The organism is Acidobacteriota bacterium, assembly GCA_019347945.1.
Classification (GTDB): domain Bacteria; phylum Acidobacteriota; class Thermoanaerobaculia; order Gp7-AA8; family JAHWKK01; genus JAHWKK01.
Genome location: JAHWKK010000011.1, coordinates 1 through 26164, shown reverse-complemented (window position 1 = coordinate 26164; position 26164 = coordinate 1). Strand labels below are relative to the sequence as shown.

At 62.5% G+C, this 26164-nt stretch carries 23 protein-coding genes; 12 read left to right on the top strand and 11 right to left on the bottom strand.

The genetic code is table 11. The annotated features are described in order from the left end of the window. The first annotated feature begins 380 nt into the window (after nucleotides 1-380). The 3 genes from KY459_08900 (at nucleotide 381) to KY459_08890 (ending at nucleotide 3788) form a co-directional block, all read left to right on the top strand. Nucleotides 381-2513: a serine hydrolase gene (locus KY459_08900; GenBank protein MBW3564830.1), complete on the top strand. Its 2133-nt coding sequence runs from the start codon at nucleotides 381-383 to the stop codon at nucleotides 2511-2513. Between the two features lie 413 nt (nucleotides 2514-2926). Continuing rightward, complete coding sequence (locus KY459_08895) at nucleotides 2927-3184, top strand: Rho termination factor N-terminal domain-containing protein (protein ID MBW3564829.1); 258 nt, start codon at nucleotides 2927-2929, stop codon at nucleotides 3182-3184. 127 nt (nucleotides 3185-3311) lie between these two features. Beyond that, nucleotides 3312-3788 (top strand): DinB family protein, encoded by a 477-nt coding sequence (locus KY459_08890; protein ID MBW3564828.1) that lies wholly within the window; start codon nucleotides 3312-3314, stop codon nucleotides 3786-3788. 89 nt (nucleotides 3789-3877) lie between these two features. Here KY459_08890 and KY459_08885 read toward each other — a convergent pair whose 3' ends face one another. Further along, on the bottom strand, nucleotides 3878-4753 hold the full coding sequence (locus tag KY459_08885; GenBank protein ID MBW3564827.1) for an alpha/beta hydrolase: 876 nt from the start codon (nucleotides 4751-4753) through the stop codon (nucleotides 3878-3880). A gap of 256 nt (nucleotides 4754-5009) precedes the next feature. Here KY459_08885 and KY459_08880 point away from each other — a divergent pair, with 256 nt between their 5' ends. Then, nucleotides 5010-6587 (top strand): DUF11 domain-containing protein, encoded by a 1578-nt coding sequence (locus KY459_08880; GenBank protein ID MBW3564826.1) that lies wholly within the window; start codon nucleotides 5010-5012, stop codon nucleotides 6585-6587. A 62-nt stretch (nucleotides 6588-6649) separates the two neighbouring features. Here the strand turns inward: KY459_08880 and cysK are convergent, their stop codons facing one another. The 4 genes from cysK to KY459_08860 all read right to left on the bottom strand — a co-directional run bounded on the left by cysK (nucleotide 6650) and on the right by KY459_08860 (nucleotide 9201). Continuing rightward, on the bottom strand, nucleotides 6650-7597 hold the full coding sequence (gene cysK / locus KY459_08875) for a cysteine synthase A (GenBank protein MBW3564825.1): 948 nt from the start codon (nucleotides 7595-7597) through the stop codon (nucleotides 6650-6652). 123 nt (nucleotides 7598-7720) lie between these two features. Continuing rightward, nucleotides 7721-8248, bottom strand: a complete 528-nt coding sequence (locus KY459_08870) for a hypothetical protein (GenBank protein ID MBW3564824.1) — start codon at nucleotides 8246-8248, stop codon at nucleotides 7721-7723. 21 nt (nucleotides 8249-8269) lie between these two features. After that, the gene (locus KY459_08865; GenBank protein MBW3564823.1) at nucleotides 8270-8542 is read right to left on the bottom strand and encodes a hypothetical protein; all 273 of its coding nucleotides are present in this window, start codon (nucleotides 8540-8542) and stop codon (nucleotides 8270-8272) included. Next, nucleotides 8539-9201 carry a redoxin family protein gene (locus KY459_08860; protein MBW3564822.1) on the bottom strand — a complete coding sequence of 221 codons (663 nt, stop codon included), beginning with the start codon at nucleotides 9199-9201 and terminating at the stop codon, nucleotides 8539-8541. Before KY459_08860 ends, KY459_08865 begins: the two co-directional genes overlap by 4 nt. Nucleotides 9202-9616: 415 nt before the next feature. On the opposite strand from KY459_08860, the gene KY459_08855 reads away from it, so the two are divergent. After that, nucleotides 9617-10786 carry a 6-phosphofructokinase gene (locus KY459_08855; GenBank protein MBW3564821.1) on the top strand — a complete coding sequence of 390 codons (1170 nt, stop codon included), beginning with the start codon at nucleotides 9617-9619 and terminating at the stop codon, nucleotides 10784-10786. 186 nt (nucleotides 10787-10972) lie between these two features. On the opposite strand, the gene KY459_08850 is transcribed toward KY459_08855, so the two are convergent. The 3 genes from KY459_08850 to KY459_08840 form a co-directional block, all read right to left on the bottom strand. Beyond that, the gene (locus tag KY459_08850) at nucleotides 10973-11407 is read right to left on the bottom strand and encodes a hypothetical protein (GenBank protein ID MBW3564820.1); all 435 of its coding nucleotides are present in this window, start codon (nucleotides 11405-11407) and stop codon (nucleotides 10973-10975) included. Beyond that, on the bottom strand, nucleotides 11404-13293 hold the full coding sequence (locus KY459_08845; GenBank protein ID MBW3564819.1) for a sodium:solute symporter: 1890 nt from the start codon (nucleotides 13291-13293) through the stop codon (nucleotides 11404-11406). Before KY459_08845 ends, KY459_08850 begins: the two co-directional genes overlap by 4 nt. Before the next feature lie 582 nt (nucleotides 13294-13875). Then, nucleotides 13876-15051 (bottom strand): PIG-L family deacetylase, encoded by a 1176-nt coding sequence (locus KY459_08840; GenBank protein MBW3564818.1) that lies wholly within the window; start codon nucleotides 15049-15051, stop codon nucleotides 13876-13878. A gap of 255 nt (nucleotides 15052-15306) precedes the next feature. Here KY459_08840 and KY459_08835 point away from each other — a divergent pair, with 255 nt between their 5' ends. Next, on the top strand, nucleotides 15307-16527 hold the full coding sequence (locus KY459_08835) for a hypothetical protein (GenBank protein ID MBW3564817.1): 1221 nt from the start codon (nucleotides 15307-15309) through the stop codon (nucleotides 16525-16527). Nucleotides 16528-16736: 209 nt separating this feature from the next. Here KY459_08835 and KY459_08830 read toward each other — a convergent pair whose 3' ends face one another. Then, entirely contained in the window at nucleotides 16737-17879 is a 1143-nt protein-coding gene (locus KY459_08830; protein MBW3564816.1) for a fatty acid desaturase, read from the bottom strand. A 261-nt stretch (nucleotides 17880-18140) separates the two neighbouring features. Then, nucleotides 18141-19130, bottom strand: a complete 990-nt coding sequence (locus KY459_08825; GenBank protein MBW3564815.1) for a fatty acid desaturase — start codon at nucleotides 19128-19130, stop codon at nucleotides 18141-18143. A gap of 373 nt (nucleotides 19131-19503) precedes the next feature. Here KY459_08825 and KY459_08820 point away from each other — a divergent pair, with 373 nt between their 5' ends. The 4 genes from KY459_08820 to KY459_08805 all read left to right on the top strand — a co-directional run bounded on the left by KY459_08820 (nucleotide 19504) and on the right by KY459_08805 (nucleotide 22823). Next, nucleotides 19504-19923 carry an Rrf2 family transcriptional regulator gene (locus KY459_08820; protein ID MBW3564814.1) on the top strand — a complete coding sequence of 140 codons (420 nt, stop codon included), beginning with the start codon at nucleotides 19504-19506 and terminating at the stop codon, nucleotides 19921-19923. Then, a complete protein-coding gene (locus tag KY459_08815) occupies nucleotides 19920-21002 on the top strand; it encodes a DUF3187 family protein (GenBank protein MBW3564813.1) in 1083 nt (360 codons plus the stop codon). Before KY459_08820 ends, KY459_08815 begins: the two co-directional genes overlap by 4 nt. Before the next feature lie 180 nt (nucleotides 21003-21182). Next, complete coding sequence (locus KY459_08810; protein MBW3564812.1) at nucleotides 21183-22538, top strand: sigma-54 dependent transcriptional regulator; 1356 nt, start codon at nucleotides 21183-21185, stop codon at nucleotides 22536-22538. Between the two features lie 30 nt (nucleotides 22539-22568). Continuing rightward, nucleotides 22569-22823 carry a hypothetical protein gene (locus KY459_08805; protein ID MBW3564811.1) on the top strand — a complete coding sequence of 85 codons (255 nt, stop codon included), beginning with the start codon at nucleotides 22569-22571 and terminating at the stop codon, nucleotides 22821-22823. On the opposite strand, the gene KY459_08800 is transcribed toward KY459_08805, so the two are convergent. Beyond that, a complete protein-coding gene (locus KY459_08800) occupies nucleotides 22820-23161 on the bottom strand; it encodes a 4a-hydroxytetrahydrobiopterin dehydratase (GenBank protein ID MBW3564810.1) in 342 nt (113 codons plus the stop codon). The two genes, KY459_08805 and KY459_08800, sit on opposite strands and share 4 nt — an antisense overlap. 56 nt (nucleotides 23162-23217) lie before the next feature. Between KY459_08800 and KY459_08795 the strand changes: the two genes are divergently transcribed. After that, a complete protein-coding gene (locus tag KY459_08795) occupies nucleotides 23218-24210 on the top strand; it encodes a quinone oxidoreductase (protein ID MBW3564809.1) in 993 nt (330 codons plus the stop codon). A 458-nt stretch (nucleotides 24211-24668) separates the two neighbouring features. Beyond that, complete coding sequence (locus tag KY459_08790; protein ID MBW3564808.1) at nucleotides 24669-25817, top strand: PQQ-dependent sugar dehydrogenase; 1149 nt, start codon at nucleotides 24669-24671, stop codon at nucleotides 25815-25817. Nucleotides 25818-26164: the final 347 nt, after the last annotated feature.

Here is a 26164-nt window from a genome sequence, read left to right as displayed (position 1 = left end):
CCTCGCAGGTTGGGACATCAGACCAAGCGAAGCGCTGCAAAGGGTCGAACTCCGACAATTTCATGGTTGTTTCATTAGGAGCCGCCGAAGGACGGCGAAGGATCTGGGCGGGGGCTCGTGAATGAATGATGCGAAGAGACATTACGTCGATTCACGACCTGCCCCCAGATCCTTCGCCGTCCTTCGGCGGCTCAGGATGACGAATGCTCCATTCTTCAATCATCCTTTTGCACGCCGTTCGCCCAGCGTCCCGAGCCCCGAGCCGCGCGTCCCGCGCCCCGCGCCACTCGTTTGAATCTGAAACCTCCCGGCAGTTCTCCCGTTACTCATAGACTGGGAGCGCTGATCCAGACGACAGCCGAATTCCGGAAGAACGAATGATGACGATTGCCCGATACCGACTCACCTTCACGATGCTCACGCTTCTGGCCGGATGCGCGACGGCACCTCCGGTCGAAACGCCGCCGCCGGTTCGGATCGCGACGCCCGCCGTCGCCGCCGCGGACGAGATCCGCGAGATCGAGCAGATGGTTGCGCGGCTGATGAAAACCGAAGGGGCGGTCGGGCTGACGATCGGCTTCGTGAAGGATGATTTCGTCTGGGCAAAGGGATTCGGCTACGCGGATCTCGAGAACAAGGTTCCGGCGAAAGCGGAATCGGCGTATCGGATGGCCTCGGTGACGAAGCCGATGACCGCGGTGGGGATACTGACGCTCGTCGAGCAGGGGAAGATCGACCTCGACGCCGAGGTCCAGGAGTACGTGGAGTACTTTCCGCGGAAGGCGCATCCGGTCACGATCCGTCAGCTTCTCGGGCATCTCGGCGGGATCAGCCACTATCGCAACTACGACCTCGAAGGGCACTTCAGGGAGCCGATGAGCACGCGGGAGTCGCTCGCGGTGTTCCAGAATTTCGATCTCGTGGCGGAACCCGGAACGCGCTACAGCTACACGAGCTACGGATTCAACCTGCTCGGTGCGGTGATCGAGGAAGCGAGCGGCCAGTCCTACGGCGAGTTCTTGACCGAGAACGTCTGGAAGCCGCTGGGGATGGAAGACACGCGGATGGACGACCCGCGGGCGATCATCCCGCATCGGGTCGAAGGGTACGAGATGGTCGACGGGGAGCTGAGGCGAAGCGAGTACGTCGACATCAGCAGCCGGTTCGCAGGCGGTGGAACGCGCTCGACGGTGCCCGACATGCTGCGGTTCGCGAAGGGGCTGTGGGAAGGCAAAGTTCTGAGCGACGAAACGCGCAGCCGGATGTGGACCGCGCAGTCGACCCGCGAGGGGCGCAACATCGGCTACGGATTCGGTTGGGGGACCAACACCGGCAACGGGCGCTTCGCCGTCGGTCACGGCGGCGCGCAGGCGGAAACGAGGACCTACCTGCTGGTGCTTCCGAACGAGCGATTCGCCGCAGCGGTGGCCATCAACTTCGAGAGCTCCGACTCAGCCGAATACGCGTTCCGGCTGTTCGAGATCGTCATGGACGAGCCGTGGCAGATCCGATACTGGGCGAGGACGGAAAAGGAGCGGGCACTCCTTCGCGGAATCGACGCCGCATTCGACTTCGGAATGCGTCACTACGATCAGTTCGGCGAGCCGCTCACCAGCGACCGGGCGGCGCTGCGCGATGCGTTCGAGTACTTCAACGCGATCGTGAATCTTCCGGAGGAGGAGGCATCCCAGAGGCTGCAGCGCGGCGTCCATCCGGCGGCGAACGAGGCATTCGTCGCGATGGTCTCCCACATCGCGCACACGCTCGAGGCGAACGAGCGCGATCTCGAAATCTACTACTCGGGCGGCGTCATCCCGATGTTCGTCGATTACATCGCCTGGTATCGCGCAAATCCGGGAGAGAGCGCTGGGCTGACGTTCGACCCCGCGTTCGAGCGGATGATCGAGCGGTGGACCACCGACTGGACGAGAACCTGGACCGCGGAAACGAGCGGAATCGACATCGACGCTGCGACCGATACGGCGATGCTGCGCGCCCGACTCGGAAGCGCTTTCGAAGGCGCGTCGGTGTACCCGGACTACTCGGGAAAGCTCGAGCGTTCGATGCGAACGGCTTTCGTCCAGGGGGACGTCGCGACGGCATTCGATCTCGCGCGCACCGCGGTCGAGCTGTATCCCGAATCCGACGACACGCATGCGAATCTGGCGGTTCTCTACATCGCGACGGGAGACGAGGAGAGCGCGAAACCGCTGCTGCAGAAGTCCCTCGAGCTCGACCCGGACGGAGCCGCGGGCCCCGACAACCTCAACCGGCTCGCCTACGAGCTCGCCTCGGCCGGACAGCCGGAGGCGGGTCTGCGGCTTCTGATGGCCGCCATCCGGGCTCACCCGAACGTCGCAAACCTCTACGACAGCGTCGGCGAGTTCCATCGCGAGCTCGGGAGACCGCAGCAGGCGCTCGACTACTACTCGCGTGCCCTGGAGATGGATCCGGAGTATCCGAACGCGGAGAACGCGAGGCGGATCGTTCAGGAGCTGCGGGGCGAAGAGTGAAGAGTGAAGAGTGAAAGAGAGTGACGAGTGACGAGCGACGAGCGATGAGTAAGAGAAGAGTGACGAGTGACGAGCGATGAGCGATGAGTAAGAGAAGAGTGACGAGTGACGAGCCACGAGCGATGAGTAAGGCACTCGTCATTTTGAGCCCGGCGCAGCGCGGGCGAAGAATCTGGGCCGGGGGTTCGTGAGTCTCCGTTGCCGCTCACTCGTCACTTTCACTCACGAGCCTGCGGCGGAACGGCCGGTTACAAACCGGCGCTACCTTCCCGGATCGTCGTCCCTTTGGTGGAACTGTGCGGTTTTCAGGATTGAGATTTTGGTGCGGCGTTTGAAGGTTCTGATGGCTGATTTTGCCCCTCTCCAATGCCGAGAGGAACCATTCGACCGCGTCAGACTGAAGGAGGTGACTCATGGGCAAGGATCATGGTCCGAGCATCAAAGACGACGAACAGTACGAAGCTCTCCGGCGTGAAGGAATGAGCAAAGAAAAGGCAGCCCGCATCGCCAACGAAGGATCGCGAAGCTCGACGGGGGAGAAGGGCGGCCACGCGACCAGCTACGAGGACCGCACGAAGGAGGAGCTCTACAGCAAGGCGGAGGAGGTTGGCATCGAGGGCCGCTCCGACATGAGCAAGGACGAGCTCATCCGCGCGCTCAGGAATCACTGAGGCGACCCTGACGAAACGAGCGGGAGGGTGAGGGCGGCGTGCAGCCGCTCCTTCCTCGATCATTTTCATCCCTGGTCCTCGGTGTCGCCCGGCTAGGGCCGGGTGTAGCATCGGTCTCGTGGACCGGATGATTCACGTCGATCTTCGTCGCCTCTTCGAGCACATGTGGTGGGCCGACGCGGAGGTGCTCGGCGCGCTGCGGCGGGCCGTCGCAGCTCCGGCGAGAGTGCTCGAGATTTACGCGCACGTCGTTGGTGCCGAGCTCGTCTGGCTGGACCGGATCGAGGGGGCGGAGCAGAGCGTCGCCGTGTGGCCGGAGGCATCACTGGAGAGCTGTGGGGCTCTTTCCGAGCGGGCGCGGCTGCGCTACCAGTCGTTCCTCGACGGCGTTCGTGCCGAGGACCTGGATCGGCTGATTCACTACACGAACAGCGCCGGGCGGGCGTTCGACACGCGGCTCGACGACATTCTCGTCCACGTCGCGCTGCACGGAATGAATCATCGGGGTCAGGTGAGCATCCTGCTCCGCGACGCAGGCGCCGAGCCCGCGCCCACCGATTACATCGGCTGGGTGCGAGGCGCTCCGGCCGCCACGCGTTCGTGAGGGCGATTGCGCGAGTATTGCTCTCCGTGGGGTTCGCTTCGGGCTTCGCCCAGCGTTCCGCGTCAAGTCTCGAAGTCGCAGGCCGAACCTCAGCGGCTCAGCGATTCGAGAACCTCGCGGAGCTTCGTGTTGAACTCCTCGGGGCGCTCGAGCTGAATGTAGTGACCGACTTCATCGATGAGGACGGCATCGAAGTCGGCGTACTTCCGGTTGATCTCGATCGCGGTGGGTGCCAGTATCGGCGGGTGAGGCGCCGCGTTGATCGCGCGGATCGGAGCTCCCGCGGCGCGCAGCAGCGCGGCCTCGTCGACGGTCATGAAATCCTTCATCAGCTCGACGACGGCGGTCCGGTCGGCGGCCTTCGCGCGCTCGGTCATCCATGCGACGAGCGCCTGATCCGCGTTCCGGGTCAGCATCGGGACGAACTGCTCGACTGTCGCGTCGAAGTCGTTCGCGAAGGCGCCGACGATCCGCTCCTGCTGTTCCTCCGGCATCTCCATTTCGACATTGTGGAGCGTATCGACGGCGACGATTCCCTCGACGCGGCCGGGCATCCGGGCGGCGGCCGCGAGTGAGACCGGACCCCCCATCGAATGGCCGATCAGGATCACGCGATCGAGATCGAGATCGTCGACGACCGCTTCGACGTCGGCCGCGAGGCCGGTGACCGTCCAGTTGCTCCGCCCCCTCCCCGAGTCGCCGTGGCCCGCGAGGTCGAGCGTCACCACCGTGTAATCGTCCGCGAATTCATTCGCCTGCTCACGCCAGAACTCACGATCGCAGGCCCAGCAGTGGACGAAGACGAGCGCCGGCTCGCCGCTGCCGCGCACGTCGTACGCGATTCTCGTCCCGTCCTCCGAGACTGCGACTCCCTGGTTGACCTCGCCCGGCTGGCGGACGTGCGTGCAGGCAACGAGGAGGAGCGTTATCAGCAGAAAGAGGAGGGGTCGAATTGGCGAGCACATGATCGATGGAGATTACGAGCCAATGATGGAAGGGTCAAGGTCGGCTGTCGTGTCTTTTGATCGGGATCGGAAGGCTGGCGAAGGCCGGCCGGCATATCTCAGCCCTGGTTCTCAAATTCCGGGAACCGAGAAGCGCAAGGACCCGAGCCAGTCAAAACGAGCAAGAGAGTCCCTCTCGGACTCAGGAGGTCGGGGAACATAACTCGAGAGTCGCTTGTAAGAGAGGTAAATATTGAAAAGTCCCGGAGGACCCTGGATGCGCAAGCTCCCCCTGATCGCCACGTTCGCAACTTTTCTGACTCTTCCGCTCTTCGCGCAGGTCGAGCGTCCCAGACTCGTCTTGTCAGCGACGATGACCAACCCCGCGCCCCATCATGGAGAGCAGGTCCGGTTGGAAGTCACAGTCCGTAACGCGGGGCCGGGGGACATCCGCAACCTGAGCTACAACGTCGAGCTCGATGGCGCCACGTTTTTGGGAGCGATTGCTGAATTCCACTGTTCCGGAGCCGAGCTGGCTTCGAATGTTCGTTGCGGGGTTCCATCTCTCGAAGAAAATACGAACGTTCAACACGCCTTCGAGTTGAGAATGAGCAACAGCGCAGCGATGTACCGCGCCGAGGGGGCCATCTTCACGTATACGTATGGATCGAGCGCTTTGGAACAGGCCACGGATGAGCTGAGCTTCGATCTGCAGGGCCCCATTTCAGCTGCCCCGTCGCTCTCGGATGTCGTTGTCAGCCAGGCTTTCAGCCCGGATCCAGTCGCTCTGGACTCGACCGTGCGTTTGTCGACGACAGTCACAAACCTCGGTCCGGATGCTGCGCACGATCTCGCTGTCGCAATCGATCTTCCGTTTCTTGGGTCCGCGACCGCTCTGTCGGGAGCGGATTGCCATTTCGACGAGCGACACTTCGTTTGCGGAAACTTTGGTCTCCTCGCGGGTGAACGACGCGAGATCTTCGTCGACTTCGCTACGCTCGGTGTTCCCTCCTCGAATGTGATCAGGTCGTACGTGACTTTTGCAGACGGAACGGATCCGAATGGAGCGAACAACTCGAGCGAGCGCGGGTTCCATGTGGGGCTTGCCGACGTTGGAACGGTTATGTTGCCCCTCGTGGTGCCAAAAACGGGCGGCGTTGGGGGTACGAGGTGGGTCACCGAAACCTCGGCCTTTCTCGATGGGGACACGAGCGCGTTTCTCTTTCCGCTCTCCAACAGTTGCCCGGTCCCCTGCCCCGTCATTGCAACGAAGATGTTGGAACCTCGACTCGTAGCCGAGCTCCAGATTCCATCCTCGCCCGATTTTCCGGGATACCTTCTGAGGTACGATCGCCGGCGGGGGGACGACCTCTCGTTCATCCATCGCGTTCGCGAAACGTCGCGCGTGAACGATAGCTGGGGAGTCGATCTTCCTATAGTCTTCGAAGAGGACTTTCTACGAGGACCGATTCAGATTCTCGGCGTGGCGGGATTCGATCGATACAGGCGAATGCTCAGGATCTACCAGCCGGACGCGCGACCCTCAACCGTTACGGTCCGCGTTTACGATGGGGCGTTCGAGGAGGAGTTGGCGGTAGAGATCCGAGTTGTGCTTCGGCAACCGGATACGGCCTTCAGGTTCAATGGACTTCCGATCCGAGCGAGTTACGCGCAGCTCAGCCTCGACCAGATCTACCAGGGCATCGACGACGTCCGTTCGGTTCGAGTCGAGATCGTTCCGGACTCGGAGGATCTTCGGCACTGGGCCTTCGTCAGCATTACCGACAACATCACTCACGAGGTGCGTCTCGCAGTCCCGCATCAGCGACCCAGATCCTGGTCGCCGGTCGATTGATACCGATCCAATGATCCTCTTCGGACGCGTAGAACGCAGTTCGACGGGGACGAAGGGCTTTGCTACGGCAACTGCGCGTCGTCCGATGTCTCGGTGATCCCCTCGAAAAGCGGCGTCGAGAGGTAGCGCTCGCCGGTGTCGGGAAGCATCGCCAGGATAACAGATCCCTTTTCCGCTTCCTTCGCGATCTTCAATGCCGCCGCGAACGTTCCGCCGCTCGAGATCCCGCAGAAGATCCCCTCCTCCTTCGCGAGCGATCGCGAGGCGTTGATCGCCTCTTCATTGCTGACGGGGACGTTCCGGTCGTAAATGTCACGATCGAGTACTGCCGGGACGAAATCCGGAGTCCATCCCTGGATCGGGTGCGATGCCCATTCTTTTCCGTCGAGCATGCTCGCAACCGCGGGCTCGGTCACGATGATCTGTATGCCGGGACGAGCAGCCTTGAGCATCTGCCCGGCACCAGTGAGGGTTCCTCCGGTTCCCCAGCCAGTCACCCAGTAGTCGAGACGTTTCGAGGCGAAGTCGCGGAGGATCTCCGGGCCGGTGGTGTTGCGGTGGTAGGCGGGATTCGCTTCGTTCTCGAACTGGCGGGTGAGAAACCAGCCGTGCTTCTTCGCGAGCTCCTCGGCTTTCTTCACCATGCCGGATCCGCGCTCGGCCGCCGGCGTCAGAATCACCTTTGCTCCGAGGAACTTCATCAGTTTGCGGCGCTCGACGGAGAACGAGTCGGCCATGACCGCGACGAACGGGTAGCCTTTCGCAGCGCAGACCATCGCGAGTGCGATCCCGGTGTTACCTGAGGTCGCCTCGATCACGGTCTGTCCTTTCTTCAGCTCGCCCTTTCGTTCGGCGTCCTCGATGATGCCGATGGCGAGGCGGTCCTTGACCGAGCCGAGCGGATTGAACGCTTCGATCTTGACGTACATCTCGACGCCGGAGGGCGCGAGCTTGTTGATGCGAACCACCGGGGTGTAACCGATCGTCTCGAGTATGTTGCTGTAGATCATGGAAGAGCTCCTTTGCAGAATCGCCCGGTCCCGGGCGAACGAAAGGCGAGCTTAGCACCGGATTGCCGCGGAGGATGCGGCTGAAAGGGATTCGTAACGGGTTATTTGGCAGGCATACTCGATTCAGAACCGGAGGCCGACCGTCAGACCGGGGTCCTCGAGTCTCACCGCGAGGAGTGTGAGACTGGTGCGACGCCACGACCATGTCGAGGAGAGATGGGTGTGAACGCCGTCGTTGCTCAGCATCGCCGACCAGTTCCGGCCGAGAGCGACGTTGACTCCGAAGGGGTAGATGAAACCATCCTCGTGCTCGCTGTAGCTCGCTCCGGCATAGGGAGCGATCGCCAGATCCGTGAGGTGGTGGAGGCTCTTGCTGACGGTCACGAAGTACGACTGGCCGTCGGGCGTTCCAATCCGGTCTGAGCTCGTACCGAAGACCACGGCGGGCCGAAGCTCGGTCTCGGAAACCGCCCGCCAGTTCGCCACGAGGCCGATCTCATCGGCCTGCGCGTTCCACTCGAGGCCGATCTTCAGATCGGGATGGAGCTGATGCGTCACAATCGTCCGATGCGTCGCTCGTGGGATCTGATCGGTGATGTAGCGATGAGAAAGCTCCCATCTGGTGTCGTCGGCGGTCCCCCGGACCCCCATTCCCTCGCCGGGTCAGCCGGGTCAGCTCGGAACGAGCGAGGCCGGCTGCTCGGCCGGAGCTTCACGTCCTTCGGTCTCGAGCTCGGCGAGTGCATCGAAAAGTTGTGCGTATCGCTCCGGCGCGGCGAGAAACGCGTCGCGACATTCCGCATTCGTCACGAAGTACTCGTTACCCTCGTACTGCACGGGGATCGAAGTGTCGGCCGCCGTCGCGCGACAGCTTACCGGGTCGATTTCCTCCGCTCCGGTGATCGACGCTACGATCAGGAAAACGGCAGAAAGAAAACGCTTCATCGGGTCTCCGCGGATTCGACGGTTTCCTCGAGAGCGCGTTCGATCTCGGCGATCATCGCCGCCTTGTCCGCCTCACCAACGTAGCGGCGGATGATGGTTCCGTTCCGTCCGATCAGAATGAGTGACGGGAGTGCGGTGACACGATAGGCGTTCCAGACCTCGGGGGTGGCCTGGAGGATCGGATACGTGACTCCGGAGCGGCCGGTCGCCTTCGCGACGAGCTCCTTACGGTCGTCGACCGTGATACCGACCACGCTGAATCCCTTTCCCCGGTTCTGCTGGTGGAGCGACTGCAGCTCGGGGAGTGCCTTCATGCAGGGCGGGCAGTACGTCGCCCAGAAATCGAGCAGCACGACATCTCCTTCGAAATCCGCGAGCTCCACCTCCTTTCCGTCATAAGTCTGCAATCGGAAGGGGGGAGCAGGGGTACCCTCGTCATCGAACAGGAATGCCTCGGGGTCGCGCAGGAACTCGACCTTGCACTCGAGACTGCAGAAGAAGTATTGCTTACCGTCGAGAGTCGCGGTCGCCTCGACCGGTTCGAATCCCGAGCCATCGCGCGGTCCGCACACCGCGCATACAGCCTGATCCTGAGCGACGAGGAGCGGACCGAGGATCGCGGCGAGAAGGATGAGGACAATCAGGCCAGGGCGTTTCATTGATCGAACCTAAGATCCGCGACTGTTTCCGCTATTCCATGACGCGAGATCTGTCGGCCCTGCCGGGGCGGATCGATCCTTATGATCGCGTCTGCCAGAGCGAGCCGATCTTGTGTCGGCCCTGCCGGGGCGGATCGATCCTTACGTTTTTGGATTGAGCAGACGGAATCGCGAGCGCGTTTGTGAGCGCCGGAGGTGCGGCATAAAGTAGCGTGGGGTGGAGCGGCGAAGCCGCGGAACCCCGGGTCCGAAGACGTACCAGATTCGAGCCCTGGAGGGGCGACAGATGCGTCGTCCAAGGTAAGGTTTCATCGAGAGGATTCCGTCATGTCCTTGACTCACACATCATGATCACGTCGTTTTTCGAAGAAAGATCGCGAGCGAATCGATCGGTTTGACCAGGGTGCACGTGACATTGCAGAAGAGAAAACGAATCGGCATTCTGACCGGCGGCGGTGACGTACCGGGTCTGAACGTGGTCCTCAAGTCATTCGCCGCGACGGCGACCGAGGACGGCCACGAGGTTCTCGGATTACGTCGGGGTTGGAAATCCCTCCTCCATCTCCGTCCGGGCGACGAGCATGAGACAGGCGAGTGGCTCGTACCCCTCGGCACGGCGAATACACGCACGATCGACCGAAGCGGCGGGACGGTTCTCCACACGACGCGCTTCAACCCTGCCAACGTCGCCAGAGGCGAGGTGCCGGAGCATCTCGAGGGATCGCTTCCCGAACCGAATTCTGCCGGAAGGTTCGATCTGACACGCCATGCGATGGAAGCGATCGAGCGGCTCCGGCTCGATACCGTGGTCGTGATCGGCGGCGACGGCACGCTGACCTTCGGCCGCCGGCTCGACTCCGAAGGAGTTCCGGTGATCGGGATCCCGAAGACGGTCGACAACGACGTGTTCGGAACCGACTACTGCGTCGGCTTCTCGACGGCAGTGACCCGCTCGGTGAGCTTCATCAATGACCTTCGGACGACGGCGGGTTCCCACGAGCGGCTTCTCGTGGTCGAGCTCTTCGGGCGCTACAACGGCGAAACGTGTCTCCTGACAGCGTATCTCTCGGGCGCGCACCGGGCCGTGATCGCCGAGGTTCCGTTCGATGTCGAGCGGCTGTACGAGCTGATCGACCAGGATCGGAGGTCGAATCCGAGCGGCTATGCGATCGTAACCGTCTCCGAGGGCGCGCACCCGGTTGGTGGCGAACGATTCGAGCACGGCGAGGCGGACGGGGCCGGCAACCGCCGGCTCGGTGGCGCGGGCGAATACGTTGCTCGCTATTTCGAGAAACGGAGCGGTCAGCGTGTGATCGAGCAGCGGCTAGCCTATCTGATGCGCTCCGGCCCGCCCGACTCGTTCGACCAGCTCGTCGCCAAGAACTACGGCCGGATCGCGGCGAATCTCGCGCATCGGGGCGAGACCGGAAAACTGGTCGCGAGTGTCGGAGGGCTTTACGCCGCGGTGCCGATCCAGAAAACGGGAGAGGGACAGAGGCGGGTCGACGTCGACCGGCTGTACGACGCCGACCGGTTCCGCCCGCTGCTCGGCGCCGTCATCGGCGAGCCGATGTTCCACGTCTGAGCTGGGTTGGAGGTTCGAGGTTGGAAGTTGGAGGTTGGAAACGTTCCGGACCTGGCGGACGAACAGAACTGTTGGATCCGAGCATCGGTCCACTCAGTCCAGACAGTCCCTCTTCGTCCAGCGGCGACTCGAAGAAACCTCCAACTTCCAACTTCCAACCTCCAACCTCCAATCTCCAACCCCGCATCACTCGGGGCGCTTGGCCGAGAAGTGGTGGTGCAGCGCCGCGGTGAGCCACGTCGCCACGAGGAAGATCGAGGCCGGTATCACGATGCCGATCCACGGCCACCGCTCGGTGCGCACCGGGAGTGCCGCACGGTCGGGCGACGGCTCCGGAGCCGGAACGGTTTCCTCCGCAATCGGCGCGTCGTCGACCACGTGCGGTTCCGCCTGCTCGATCACAGCTTCGGCTTCGGCTCCCGCGATCTGCATGATGGTCCAGGCGCCGGCTCCGATGGCGAGGAAGACGATGGCGACGACGACCCAGGCGGTTCCGCTCATCACGCGCTCGGCCTTCACCACGCGCTTTCGATAGTTGTAGTAGGCGAGAAGGAGGCCGAGAGCGCTGACCGCGTAGGCCATCGCCATACCGAGGATTTTCCCGATCGCTTCGCTGATCATGCGTGCTCCTCCCACCGCTGCTTCCGATTCACCCGTTCGAGATGACCGCCCTGTTTGAGCTCGAAGGCCTCTGACAGCGCCTTGAGTTTCGGATCGATGATCCGGAACATCAGCCAGGCACAGACGACGGCGCCGAGGATCGCGACGAAGCCCCACATTCGCATCAGGAGTGCGCCGGCAACTCCGACCGCGACGAGAAGGTAGCAGATCGCCGACAGGATCGCCGCGAAGACGTCGTGGCGCGTCCAGTCGTCGGCCTCCTCGGGCGTCCAGTCCTGAGCGAACCAGTCCTTCCGCTGCGAAACCTCGGCCGTCATCAGCCCGCGGCGGATGGCTTCCTTCCGCACCGGCGCCCACCACCCGGCAGGCCGCGCCTGCACGTAGTACTCGACCAGATGGTCCATGTCGTCCGGTTTGGTGAGGAAGCAGACGGGGAAGTAGACGAGACCGACCAGGATCGCGAGCAGCCAGAAGTTGGCCCAGTCGGGGAGCTGCGGCAGAACGCCGAGCGCCGGCAGGACGAAGACGACGAGCCAGCTCATCGCCAGGTTCGCGATCCAGCTCGCCAGGTACGCCCACGAATTGAACCGCCACCAGAGAACCTGGAGGATCGACGGGACCCAGATGCCCGCCGCCTGGAGCCACAGCGCGAAGATCAGCCAGGCGGTGATCGACTCCATCGAGAGCGCGAGAACGAAGCTTCCGATCAGCAGCAGCAGCGTGCTGATCCGTCCGACGCGAACCAGATGCGGCTCGCCCGCTTTCGGATTGACGTAGTGATGATAGAGGTCGCGGGTCGCGTAGAGCGCACCGAGGTTCAGATGCGTGGAGATCGTCGAGAGGTGGATCGCGATGACGGCCGCGAAGAGCATTCCGATCAGCCCCGCCGGCATGTAGTCGAATCCGAGCCGGAACCAGCCGAATTCATAGGTTCCGGGATCCTGGATCGCGGGAAACATCACGAAGAACGCGAGGATTGAGACTGCCCAGAAAGAATTGCGGAAGATCGCGGCGAGCCCGCCCGCCCAGATCGAGTAGGAGGCGTCGCGGACGCTTCGCGCGCTCTGGATGCGCTGCGCCTCCGGGTACCAGTCGATGAAGTTCCCCATGCCGAGCCCGCCGAGAAGCGCCATGAAGAGGAGCGTGATGAGGTCGAGCGCGTAGAACTGCGCCGGGTCGAGGCCCCAGAAGGCGTCGAAGTGGAAGGGGTTAGTTCGCCATCCTTCCCCGAGCGTCGCGAGGCGGTCGACGATCGCGGTCGGCCCGCCCGCCTCGGCGATCCCCCACAGCGAGACGAGCGTGATCACCGCGAAACTGATCAGCCCCTGCTGGAAGTCGGCCATCACGACGCCCCAGTAGCCTGCGGCGAGGACGTAGATCGCGCAGATTGTCGTGAAGAACACGATTCCGAGCCACGACGGCCAGCCGAAGAGATACGTGCAGACCTTCCCCATCGCGGCCGAGACCCAGGCGACCACGAACATGTTCATGAAGGTCTGCCATCCGGCGAGCCATCCGCGGAGCAGGTGCGAGCCGAGTCCGGAGTAGCGGAGGCTCTGCCATTCGGCCTGGCTCATCGCGAGCGAGCGGCGGAAGATGCGGGTCGAGACGAAAGGAGAGACGGCGCACCATGCGCTGAAGAACGGGTACCAGATGCCGCGCATCCCCCAGCGGTAGATCGTTCCACCGATCCACATAGGAGTGTCGGTCGCGGTATGGGTGGCGTAGACCGAGGTAGCGGGAAGCCACCAGGGGAGACCTCGTCCGGCGAGGAAGAAGTCGGATTCGCTGCGCTTGCCGAGGCGGTAAAAAATGACGCCGCAGACGATCATCAACGCGATGAAGAGCGCCGTCCAGATCCAGTCGAGCGTCACGAACGGGACGATTGTTGCGATCACGACCATCCTTCACCTCGCTGAGAGTCTCGGTTGCCGGACGGTTCGTCCAGTCGCGTGATCGAAGCAGGCACCTTCCGGCCTCGTCCGTTGCATGGACCGCGAGTGGACGACCGCGTCGCCGGGATCTTAGCCGATCTTACTTTACACGGCGCCTCTTCTTTCACTCTTCACTCTTCAATTTCCCCCGCCCGGATTCTTCGCCGTCCTTCGGCGGCTCCTAATGAAACGACGACGAAATTGCGTGGACTTCGACCTTTTGCAGCGCTTCGCTTGGGCTGATGTCCCAACCTGCAAGTCCCTTCGGTTTCCCCCACCCATCACCCCTCAGGGCAGGCTCCTCGCTTGCCCAACCCGACCGCCCGCTCGGGACGACGTCGGTTTGAGTATGGGGTGCGGAGTTTTGCGGGCTCCGGTTTTCATTCCCGCTTCACCGGCGCAACGCGCCGGTCAATTTGCTCAGAATGACGAGTGTTGTGTTTGCGCGAAGCGACGATCATGGACGAATGTCTGCTCTCGCAAAACCGACCGTCATCATCCGAGGCCGAAGTTCTCACCTGTCCCCGCTTCGGATCACCGCCCGGCGCGCGGATCGACGAGCACGAATGGCTCGGTGCTTCGGATGAAGGCCAGCAGATATCCGTTGCAGTCGACGATCCCTTCGAGCCCCTCCGGATGCGAGCCGTCCCGGGCGAGATGGCCGAGCTGCGACGCGAACATCAGCACTGCGCGGCGCTTCAGGGCGTCCTCGCCGCGGTAGAGCCGCTCGGGGAGGCAGAACTGAAGCTCGCTGCCGTAATGCGCGTCGTCCGGCAGCGCGCCGGGTGATTCGGGCCGGAACCTGTGGCTCGCGAGCCGCGCTACCCGGCCGGGATCGGCGAGTGCACGATGCTCGTCCATGCATGGACACTCCGGCGCCGCCGGTGCCGGATACCAGCAGTCGGGATGATCCGTCGTCTTCGGAGTGTGGGCATGGATGACGGCGAAGACCATCGGGTGCTGCCCGGCGGGAGCGAGCTCGTCGTTGAGCTTCCGGACGATGCTTCCGAGCCCCGCATGATCACCGTGCCCGTCGAGCCAGTGCGTGGTCGCGAGCAGAGCTCCTTCGGGAGCCGTTTCGATCTCCCGGCGAAGCGAGTCGAGCAGCGTCTTCGCGGTGAGAGCGGTCTCGCTTCCGCCGCCGTAGCCGCAGGGGGATTCACAGTCGGCACAGTTCGAGAAATCGCTTCGCCGCAGCGGACGATCGAGCGCGTTCGATCGAATGTTCCGCCACGCGGCGCCGAGTCCGGTGTCCGGATAGCCGAGAAACATCGGCGCCGGCAATCCGAACAGCGCCGAGGCCGCGGTGCTCTCGGACCGGCGGATCTCGGCGAAGCTGTCGATCTCCGGCGTTTCGAAGTTCCTCAGGTCCCTTTCGCTGCACATCGTGCTCTCGAACGAGCTCGTCTTCCAGAAGCGGCACGCGACGCAGTACGCATCGCCGTCGGTGGTGACGACGATCTTCACCGGCTTTCCCTGCTGAAGGTAGGCGTCGATGAGACCGGCGAATCCGAGAACCTCATCATCGGGATGCGGCGCGAAAACGAGAAGCGCGGGATATGAGGTGAGTCTGTCGTTTTTGCAGCTCGGGGTCTCAGTCGGCGGATCCGTCCGAGCGACGTCGAGCGAGGGGGAGGCGGTCCGGCAGGAGGTGGCGAACGTCCCGAGAAAGAAGAGGAGCGCAACGGTGAGTGCCAGTCTGTGATGCATCAGATGGTTCGTCCCTCGATCGATTCTGCCGTATTCTATCGCCCGCGCTGGCGATTCGTCATTCCTGTTCGCACTCGCCGGCACTCCCCGCCGAGCCCGTCATCGAGCCCGGAACGGCTGGCTCGAAAGCCGCAGCACCAATTATGGTATTTCGTTCGCTTCTCCGGCGTTGCCTCCCGGGGGCGTACAGCGAACACTCGACGGGTTGTTTCTTCCCAGCCGAATGACGAATACATGCAGGAGAATGAAATCCGAATGAACGAACCTGCGACTGCGACGCGCGTCGTCCGCACCTCGCCCATCCGCATTCGATCGCTCGTGCTGTTCGCGATACTCATCCTCGCCAGCTCTGTCACTGCGCAGGAGGCGACGCCCCCCGCGCAAGACGATCGTGCGGCTGAGACCCCTGAAGTTCCCGGCGAGCCTGACCCTGCCGACTCCACGCAGGACGAACGGGATCCCGAGGCGGCTGCGGAGCCGGAAGGGGAGGAGCCCGCTGCAACGACGGAACAACCCGGAGAAGACACCGGCGAAGCGAAGGGTCGGCCGCGCGATCCCTGCTCGGTGGAAAACGATCCCGACGAGCCGAGGCTCGATCAATTCCGCCGGGAGGTTTTCGAATCAGTGTGCGAATCGGCCGCCTGGTTCGACGGATTCTTCGGCAACCAGCGATTCGACGAGGAAGCCAGGCGGACCAACGGACGGGTGGGGGCCCTCCTGGTCTACGACGAGTTCGAAGGTGTCGAGATCGACGGGACGCTGAAAGTCCGCGTGGATTTTCCCAATCTCGAGCACAGGGTCAACGCGTTTCTGGGGCGCGAGGACACGCAGGACTTCCTCTCGGGAACCGAACGGCAACTCGATTTCCTCCCCGCGTTCTTCGAGCGGGAGGGCAACCAGGACTGGCTTCTCGGACTCGGGTACCGGCCCGTGGGCAACGACCGGAGCTCGCTCGATTTCGACGTCGGCATCGAGGTGGAGTCGCCGATCGACCCCTTCGTGCGCGGCCAGTACCGCTATCTCTGGCTGATCGGCGACGACAGTCTCCTCCGGGCGCGACAGACTCTTTACTGGACGAACCAGCGAGGAGTGGGGACCGGCACCAGAGTCGATTTCGAGCGCCCGGTCGGCACACGCACACTCGTCCGCTGGGTCGGCAATGTCATTCACGATGACGAAACCGAGGGACTCGACTGGGATACGGGCATCACGCTGTACCACGGGTTCTCGAATGATCGCGCCGCGTCGTGGTTCATCGGCATCGATGGCGAGACCGAACGCGTCGTCCCGATCGAGGTCTACGGCACGCGCGTGACCTACCGGCAGCGAATGCTCCGGGAATGGTTTTTCGGTCAGGTCGTCACCGGTGTCACCTGGCCGAAGGACGACCCCACCCAGTCTCGCGATCTGGCCTGGCACATCGGTTTCGGTTTCGAGATTTTCTTCTCCGGCGAAGACCTCGGTTTAGGCCGTTGAGAATTGCGTTTTTTATGTGTCGAAAGGCGCTACTTTAACGTTGAAATGTGCCTTTTCGCATATGTAGCGCTTCAGGAAGATCCTTTCGAGGGCGGTCCGAAGGTCGCGTCAGATCCTTCCCGGAAGATTGCGCCGGACGCGTTGTCGAACAGGTGTGGCGTAGCGCTCCCCCTCGATTAGTTCTGCTCGGTGATCTGACAGTCGGAACCTCAGACCGAAGCGTCGCCGAGACCGCCGTCCCGGGTGACCGACGCGAGATCGATCGCTCGTCTCCACTGGCGCCGTGCGTGGCGGATGTGGTCCCGCGCCTTCCGCCGGGATTCTCTCCACGCGCTCGACGCACTCCGCGACTTCTCTTCGAGGTGCTGGCGCCAGAGGGCAAACGCCTTGTCGAGATGCTCGGACGCATCAGTGATCAGATGCCGGATGTTCTCGGCGATTCCGCTCTCGTGCGAGTCGATGAGCCGAACGAATGCGTCCATTTTCGCGCGCTCGACCTGCGGTGGCGGTGTCGAGCGGAGATCGCGGGCAAGCCCGGTCGCCCGGAGCCCCGCGATGAACCACTTCGCCGGATCCCAGTGATACCAGCGGATGCCATTGCGGAAGTCGGCCGGGAACCGGTGATGAAAGCTGTGATAGCCCTCGCCGAGCGTCAGCAGTGCTACGGCCCAGTTGTCGCGTGCCGAGACGTCTGCGTTGTACGTCGGCCGGCCGACGTAGTGAGCGAGTGAATTGACGAAAAAGGTCGTGTGGTGAATCACGACGAGTCTGAGGAATCCGCCCCAGAGCAGTCCGGCGATCACATTGCCGAAGATTCCGCCGATCAGCATCGGGAGTCCGAAGCCACCGACGATCAGAATGGTCTTGTACCAGCGATGCTGCCACATCACGATCGGGTTTTTGAGCAGATCGCTCGCGTTTCTCTCGACGTCCGGCTCGTCGTGTCGGTGGAAGATCCAGAGGATGTGCGCCCACCAGAAGCCGCGCTGAATGTTGTAGGGATCCCAGTCACGGTCGACGTACTGGTGATGAACCCGGTGACTCGCCGACCAGGTGAGGATCGAGTTCTGTGCCGCCATTGCTCCGAAGATCGCGTAGAAGATCTGGACTGGCCGGGAAGCCTCGTAGCTCTTGTGCGAGAAGAACCGATGGTAGCCCGCGCAGATCGACAGGCCGACCGCGAGGTACATCCCGAGCGCGAGAATCAGCATCCACGGCTCGAAGCCGACGTGCCAGGTGTAGAGTGCCGTTCCGATGATGCCGACGATCGGGGTCAGCATGAGGAACGACATGACGGGATAGTCGATCGTTCCGGGTCGTTTTCGCGGGGTGTTGTCGATTGTCGTGTTCATTTCGCTCCAGTTATGCCCTCTCTTCAACCGGCACGACTCACGAGAACGGTCCACGAGCTGGCTGATCCATAGATTGTACGTTGCAACAACTGATGTTATCTGTACTTAATTGCAATTCTGAGACCGTGTGAAGATCGGAGGTTTGAGGTTGGAGGAGACAGGATTCAGGGGGCAGGATTCAGGATTCAGTTTGAAGAGCAAAGCACTCGTCATTCTGAGCCCGGCGGAGCACGGGCGAAGAATCTGGGCGGGGGTCGTAAGTCACCCTTTCATCCACTCCCCAGATCCTTCGCCGTCCTTCGGCGGCTCAGGATGACGAACCGACACTGACCTCCAACCTCCAACCTCCAACCTCCAACCTCCAACCTCCAACCGTTGAAGATCGGGACGTTTGACCCTCGTTGCCAGTCCGAGCTTTTCGAGCAGAACGATGGCGTACCACCCGAAGTCGAGCTGCCACGGAGTCCACCCGAAGCGGGCGACCGACGGCTTCGCATGATGATTCGCGTGCCAGTTCTCCCCCTGGAAGAAGTGAAGAAAACCGAGCCATGTGATGTTCTGTGAGGAATCTTCTCCTTCCAGCCGGTCCTCTCTCATGTGCGCGATGCTGTTGACGAAGCATTGCGCGTGGAGCGACACGACGAGCCGCATCGGGCCGAACCAGAAGAAGGCCGCCGCACCGAAGAGAAGTCCCCCGAAAAGTGAGACCGCGAGAATCGGAATCTGAAGCCGGTTCCATATCCGGTACTGCGGCTGGTCGAGATCGGGACACCATCGGTCGAGTGGAACCTCTCCCGCCTGCCAGAGCCACCGGAGATGCGACCACCAGAACCCGCCGACCCACGGGCTCGAGATGTCTTCCGGAGTCTCGACTTTCGAATGATGCTGTCGATGGTTGGCTGTCCACGAATCGGGGGAGCCGGAGCCTCCGAACATCGCGAAGAAGATCAGGCTGTGGCGGACCACCGGATGGAGCCGAAGCGCCGTATGGGCGAGACAGCGGTGGTATCCGATCGTGACTCCAAAGCCGCCGAGCCACGCGACGCCCACCGTGACCAGCGCGATCTTCCAGCCGGGGGTGGGAAAGAGGATCAGCCCGACCAGGGCGAGTAGGTGAATCCCGACGAGATAGAGGAAGGTGAGGCGGTCCCCCTTCGCCGGTTTCCACCATGGAACCTTCCACGGCTCGGGACCGAGACTGGAGAGAATCGGGGCTTTGTCGGGGGGAGAAGCATGTGTGACGGCTGACATGGGGGTCGAGTCTATCTTTTTTCGGTCGCCGGTTGCCGGTTGCCAGTGAACGGTTCCCAGTTTGCGAGCCTGCCCGCATTCTCAGACCAAGCGGAGCGCTGATCGTACTGCCGGTTCATAAGGAGCCGCCGAAGGACGGGCCTAGGCCGGGTCTGAACGGGCTGTTGCTCAAACCGAAACCTCGAACCTTCAGCCGCGTTTGCGCGGCCCTGACGCGTCGCTCCCGCCGCGCGCCCTTCTCCCTATCACCTCAGCTCAAACCTGTGAAACGCCGATTCGTACGTAAAGAAGGGCAAAGGAATTAAGTGTAATGTAGTTTGTTCCATTTCCGAGAAGCATCCGCGGACAACCCCCGTGGATCATCCTCGACCCTATGAACAGTCGATTCGCAGTCGCCCTCCACGCCCTGGCGCTTCTCGCGTTGCGAGCCGGACAGCCGGTGAGCTCGGATCTCGTCGCTTCGAGCGTGAATACGAATCCGGTGGTGATCCGAAGACTGATGGGTTTGCTCTCGGCATCGGGTCTGGTGACGGTGCAGGCCGGCCGGCGAGGGGGAGCGATGCTGCTCCGTTCTCCGGAGAAAATCTCGCTGCTCGACATTTATCACGCCGTCGAGGAGCGGACCGTCATGCGCGTTCACGAAGATACGAATCCGGACTGTCCGGTCGGCAGCTCGGTCTGCAGAATTCTCGCGACGTATACCGCCGATGCGGAAGAGGCGTTTGCGGGTTATCTCCGATCGAGGACGCTCGCGGATTTCGTTCGGGATGTAAAGGAGGCAATCGCATCATGAGTCATCGTTTTTCGCTCGGGCGCATTCTGAGAATCGTTTCCGCTTTGCTTCTCGCAGGGGCGTTGACCGGTGGGGACGCCGGTGCCTCCGAGCTGCTCGATCCGCTGCCGGTTCGGGACGGGTTTCTGCTGACGCAGGGTTTTCTTCAGCCTGGTGGCTGGAGCTCGGCGGTTCAGGACTCACAATGGAAGCTCGGGCTGACGACGACGTCGGCGAATTCGTTTGCGAAGTCGCGACTCTTTGCGGACAGTCTCCGCGAGCTCGACGATGAGTCGGTTTCGATCCGGCATGCGGCCGATCAATTCAAGGGGCCCCTTTTCGTGGTCGACGGTGAAGTCCAGACCACGACCTTCCGCGCCGTTCGCTCCTTCGGCGACGGCTACCAGTTCGCGATCGACCTGCCGGTCATGAGTTATCACGGAGGGTGGGCGGATGAGATCATCGAGGGATTCCACGAGGCATTCGGGCTGAGGGACGATGAGAGGACCTTTGCACGCCAGGATGATTACTTCGTGCGCGTTCCCGGCCGGACGTTCGATGCGACGAACGGGATGGTGGGGAGTGAGATCGGCGACATCGCGCTTCATGGTGCCTGGTCGCGTCCGTACCGCGGGAGCGAGACCGTGCGATGGGGCGTCGTCACGTCGCTGGAGCTCCCCACTGGCGATGCTTCGACTCTGAGAGGGTCGGGGAGCGCGGACGCGTCGTTCGGTCTGATGGCGAGCCACGCGGGCCGGCGCCTGACCGCACACGCCTCCGCTTTCATGACCCGGCTCGGGAAGCACGAGACCCTCGGGACACCGGCGCAGTTCGTCTCCTCGGGTTCCGTGGCCGTCGGATGGAAAGCCACGGGCTCCACGGCGTTTCTGCTGCAGGCCGGCACATGGGAGTCCCCTCTGCGCGATCTCGGCTTCGAGGAGCTCTCTGACGCGATATGGCAGGTGACTGTGGCGCTGCGCCACATGATCACCGATCGGACCGCGATTCACATCGCGGTTGGAGAAAACGTCAAAAGCTTCGAGAACAGTTCGGATCTCGTCGTGCAGATCGGTCTCACGAGACTTTCGAAACTTCGCTGAACCTGCGTGGCCGAACCGTCGGCCCTCTTTGGCGGATCAGTCCTCGAGGACGGTTCTCGCGGGACCTGTCGGGCGTGTCGGACCTGTCAGACCCGTCGGACGTGTCAGACCTTACCGACGGCCGATGCGCAAAAACTCTGAGAGAATGCGGCGTGGATTCCGCAAGCGAGGTCGAAAGGGATGCCGAGGCGTGTACTGATCATCGATGACGAGAGCTCGGTTCGTGATGCGATCCGGATGATTCTCGAGTATGAGGGCTACCAGGTTCACGAGTCCCGCTCCGGAAGCGACGGGATCGAGCGCCTCGCCGCCGAGCCTTTCGATGTGGTGCTGCTCGACGTGAAGATGCCGGTACTCGACGGAATGGAAGTGCTCGACAACCTCTCGGAGCGAAAGATCGGCGTGCCCGTCGTCATGATCTCGGGCCACGGGGACATTCAGACGGCGGTGGAAGCGACGCGAAAGGGTGCGTGGGACTTTCTCGAGAAGCCGCTGAATCGTGACCGGCTGCTGGTCGCGGTTCGCAATGCGACCGAACAGAGCTCACTTCGTGGAGAGAACCGCGAGCTGAAGCGCCAGCAGGAGCGGGAGCAGGTGATCGTCGGGGAATCGGCCGAGATTCACACGCTCCGCGAGCAGATCCGCAAAGCCGCGCCGACCTCGGCGACCGTCCTGATCGAAGGGGAGAGCGGAACGGGCAAGGAACTGGTCGCGCGAGAGATTCACGAGCTTTCCGAGCGGCGTTCGAAGCCATTCGTCCAGGTCAACTGCGCCGCGATTCCCGAAGAACTGATTGAATCGGAGCTGTTCGGACACGAAAAGGGCTCGTTCACGGGGGCTACCCGGAAACAGACGGGAAAGTTCGTGGCTGCGGATGGCGGGACGATTTTTCTCGACGAGGTCGGCGATATGTCGGGAAGGACGCAGGCGAAGGTGCTCCGCGTTCTGCAGGAGGGTGAAGTCGAGCCGGTCGGCGCCGCTTCGGTGGTGAATGTCGATGTCCGGGTGATTGCCGCAACGAACAAGGACTTGCGGCAAGCCATCGAGGAGGGGCGTTTCCGGGATGACTTGTTCTACCGGCTGAATGTGATCCCGATCCGAACCCCCTCGCTGCGGGAGCGACGGGACGACATTCCTCTGCTCGCCGATCACTTCGCGGCGCTATTCGCGGCGCGGTACGCTCACAAGGCCAAGACGTTCACGACGGCGGCGAAGAAAGCGCTCCGGGAGGCGCCGTGGCGCGGAAACGTCCGCGAGCTGCGAAACGTCGTCGAGCGGCTCGTCATCATGTCACCCGGAGACGAGATCGATGCGAGTGACCTTCCGGGCGAGATGTTCCAGCTGCCGGCGGAAATCATCACCGGGGCGTTGCAGATCAATACGCTGCAGGACTTCAAGGATCAGGCGGAGAAGAGCTTCATTCTCGCGAAGCTGCGTGAGCACGGCTGGAACGTCTCCAAAACGGCGGAGGCGATCGGAACACCTCGTTCGAATCTCTACAAGAAGATCGATCAATATGGAATCCAGAGGGAGTGACTGCCGGAACGTCACAAGGAGAGAAAACGGATGTCTCAGATTGGAATCGTCTTCGTCGCCTGCCTCGCGGTGGTTGTCGCGATCGGTCTGGCGTGGCTTCCGGCGAGACTTCTGCTTTTTGCAATCGGCAAGTCGGCGGCGAACCGCGTCCGGCAGTGGGTGAAACGGAGGAAGGATCGCCGCACCGTTCCGCGAGGTACTCCCGACCGGCGGCAGCTTGGATCAACCCCGGCCGGCCCATCCGGCCCATCCGACCCGTCCGACCCGTCCGACAAGTCCGACTAGTCCGCCGACCCGGCTTGTTTGTCGATCTTTGCCGCGAGGATGAAATCGCTTTCGGTCAGTCCGTCGATCTTGTGAGTCCAGATCGTGACCTTGACCCGGCCCCATCCGAGCTCGATGTCGGGATGATGGCCTTCCTCCTCGGCGATGGCTCCCGCCCGGTTGGTGAACGCGAGCGCGGTTGCAAAGTCGCTGAACACCCACTCCTTTTCGAGGTGATGATCGTCGATGACGGTCCAGCCCGCTTCGAGCTGTTCCAGGAGGGGTGCGATCTCCTCTGCCGTCAGGACGGGAACGCCACCGCGGCAGGGGATGCAATGCTTTTCGGCGAGATCCTCCATGCGAGGTCATTATATGGTGGGGTGAAGATGAGAGGTCGGCAGAGGAAGGGGTCCCCATGAGAACGGTCTCGGTGAGCAGAACCGGCGGAAGCGATGTGCTGGAGTTGATTGAAACTGAGATTCCGGAGCCGGGTGAAGGAGAGGTCGTCGTCGAAGTGATGGCGGCGGGTGTGAACTTCATCGACGTCTACCATCGTACCGGGCTCTATCCGAGAGAGCTTCCGTTCACGCCGGGGCAGGAGGGAGCCGGTGTCGTTCATTCGGTCGGGGAGGGCGTTCGCGATCTCGAACCGGGGGCGCGTGTCGCCTGGGCACCCTTCACCGGCTCGTATGCCGAATACGCCGTGATTCCGGCCGGCCGGCTCGTCCCGTTCGGCGAGAACATTTCATTCGAGCTCGCCGCAGCCTGCATGCTCCAGGGGATGACGGCGCATTACCTCGCTCACGACACGATCCATCTGCGCCACGGTGACCGGGCTCTCGTTCATGCGGGTGCCGGAGGGGTGGGACTGCTGCTCGTTCAGATGCTCGAGCGTCTTGGTGTGACCGTGTTCGCAACGACGAGCAGCGAGGAAAAGGCGGAGCTCGTCCGGGAGGCGGGCGCCGACCAGGTCATCCTCTATACCGAAACGGATTTCGCAGACGAGATCGGAAAACTCTCGGAGAACAAGGGGGTGGAGGTCGTTTACGACTCGGTCGGCAGGACGACCTTCTCGGACAGTCTCGCCTGCCTTGCAACGAGGGGAATGCTCGTCTCGTTCGGCCAGTCGAGCGGTCCGGTCCCCGCATTCGAGCTGACCAATCTCTCTCGCGGATCCTTTTACCTGACGCGGCCGTCGCTCGGTCACTATGTCGAGACGACGGAGCAGTTGCGCCACCGGGCGGGGGAGGTGCTCGGTATGGTCGCCGGAGGCGCGCTCGACGTTCGAATCGATTCGCGCTATCCGCTCGACCAGGCCGCCCGCGCGCACGACCGGATCGAGTCCCGCGCCAGCTCCGGCAAGATTGTTCTTGTGGTCGGGGATCAGGGAGCAGGGATCAGGGATTAGGGATTAGGGATCAGGGATCAGGGATTGTTGGTTGCTCTCGCGGAACCCAAAGCACTCCTCATCCTGAGCAGTGACCGGCGCCTTGCGCCGTGAAACGGAAATGACACCCGTGAGTGCATAAACAACCGAACTCGGGTACTCAAACCAACGTCATCCTGAGCGGGCGGTCGGGCGGGCAGGCGAAGGACCTCGAAGGTTGGGACATCAGACCAAGCGAAGCGCTGTAAAGGGTCGAAGTCCAACAATTTCATGGTCGTTTCATTAGGAGCCGCCGAAGGACTGCGAAGGATCCGGGGGGCAGGTCGTGAAGGAAGAATGAGAGTCTGAAGAGGTAACCTTCGCGGCGCCTCTTCTTTCACTCTTCACTCTTCACTCTTCACTCTTCCCAGGCGACCGACCACCGGCAACCGGGCCGCACGGCCGGGATTAACCGGATGGGCTTCCGGATTGGAGAATACATGCCACGAATCTGCACGGTCGTGCTCGCTGTGGCTTTCCTCGGTCCCGTTGCAAAAGCCGGGGTGGTGCTCAGCCAGATCGCCTCGGGTCTCGACCAGCCGGTCGCGATTGCATCGACTCCTCACGACGCGCGGCTTTTCGTCGCCGAGCAACCCGGGAGGATCGTCGCGCTGCGACCCGATGGATCGCGCTCGGTCATTCTCGACATCCGGAGCCGCGTGCGCTGCTGTGGGGAAAGAGGACTGCTCGGTGTCGCGATCGACCCGGCGGAAAACCCGCCAGCGCACATCTACGTCAATTACACCGAATCGTCGGCGGGAAATACTCGTATCTCGCGTTTTGACTTCGATTCCGGCTCGGGGACCGCTGCACCCTCGACGGAGTCGATCCTGCTGACGATTTCCCAGCCCTTCTCGAATCATAACGGCGGCCAGATCGCGTTCGGGCCGGACGGGCATCTCTGGATTGCGACGGGCGATGGCGGAGACGGGGGCGATCCGATGGGCAACGGCCAGCGACTCGACACGCTTCTCGGAAAGATTCTCCGCATCTCGACGACTCCGGACGGCAGCTACGGCCGCTACTCGATTCCCCCCGACAATCCGTTCGTCGGTACGGCGGCGCGAGCGGAGATCTGGGCCTTCGGACTGAGGAACCCATGGCGGTTCTCGTTCGACCGGCTGACGGGTGATTTCTACGCGGGCGACGTCGGCCAGAACCGTTTCGAGGAGATCGACTTCGAGCCGGTCGGCTCTCCGGGTGGGTTGAATTACGGCTGGAACCGTAAGGAAGGCTTTGCCTGCTTCTCCCCCTCCTCCGGATGTTCGAGTGCGGACCTCGTCGATCCGATCCTCGCGTACGGAAGGAGCGACGGGTGCGCCGTTACCGCGGGCTACGTCTATCGAGGAGGGCGCGTCAGCGAGCTCTTCGGGCGGTTCGTTTACGGCGACTTCTGCAGCGGGAAGATCTGGACTGCGCAGCGCGTCGGAGGCGAATGGACGACCGAGGTGCTGTTCGACACCGTGTTCAGAATTTCCACTTTCGGCGAGGATCGCGACGGAGAGATTTACGTCGCGGATCTCGGCGGCGGCGCCGTCTACCGGTTCGATGCGCCGTCGACGAGACGACGCGCGGTCCGGAGACGCTGAGGGGGACGAAGAGTGAAGAGTGAAGAGTGAAAGAAGAGACGCCGCGAAGGTAACCTCTTCGGACTCTCAGCCCTGCATTCACCCCGCCCCGTCGTCCCGAGCGGGCGGCGAGCTTGCGAATTGGCTCGATTCGGCGTACCTGCGGGCGGGCAAGCGAGGGACCTCCAGAATGAGTACATTCAGGCCCAGCGAAGCGCCGGCTTTCAAGTTCATTTCCGCTTTAGCGGCGCGTTGCGTCGGTCAATTGCTCCTAATGAAACGACCACGAAATTGTTGGACTTCGACCCACATGCAGGGCTTAGCGTGGTGTGGCTGGGCCAACCAGCGGGGTCCCTCGCGTGGCCGCC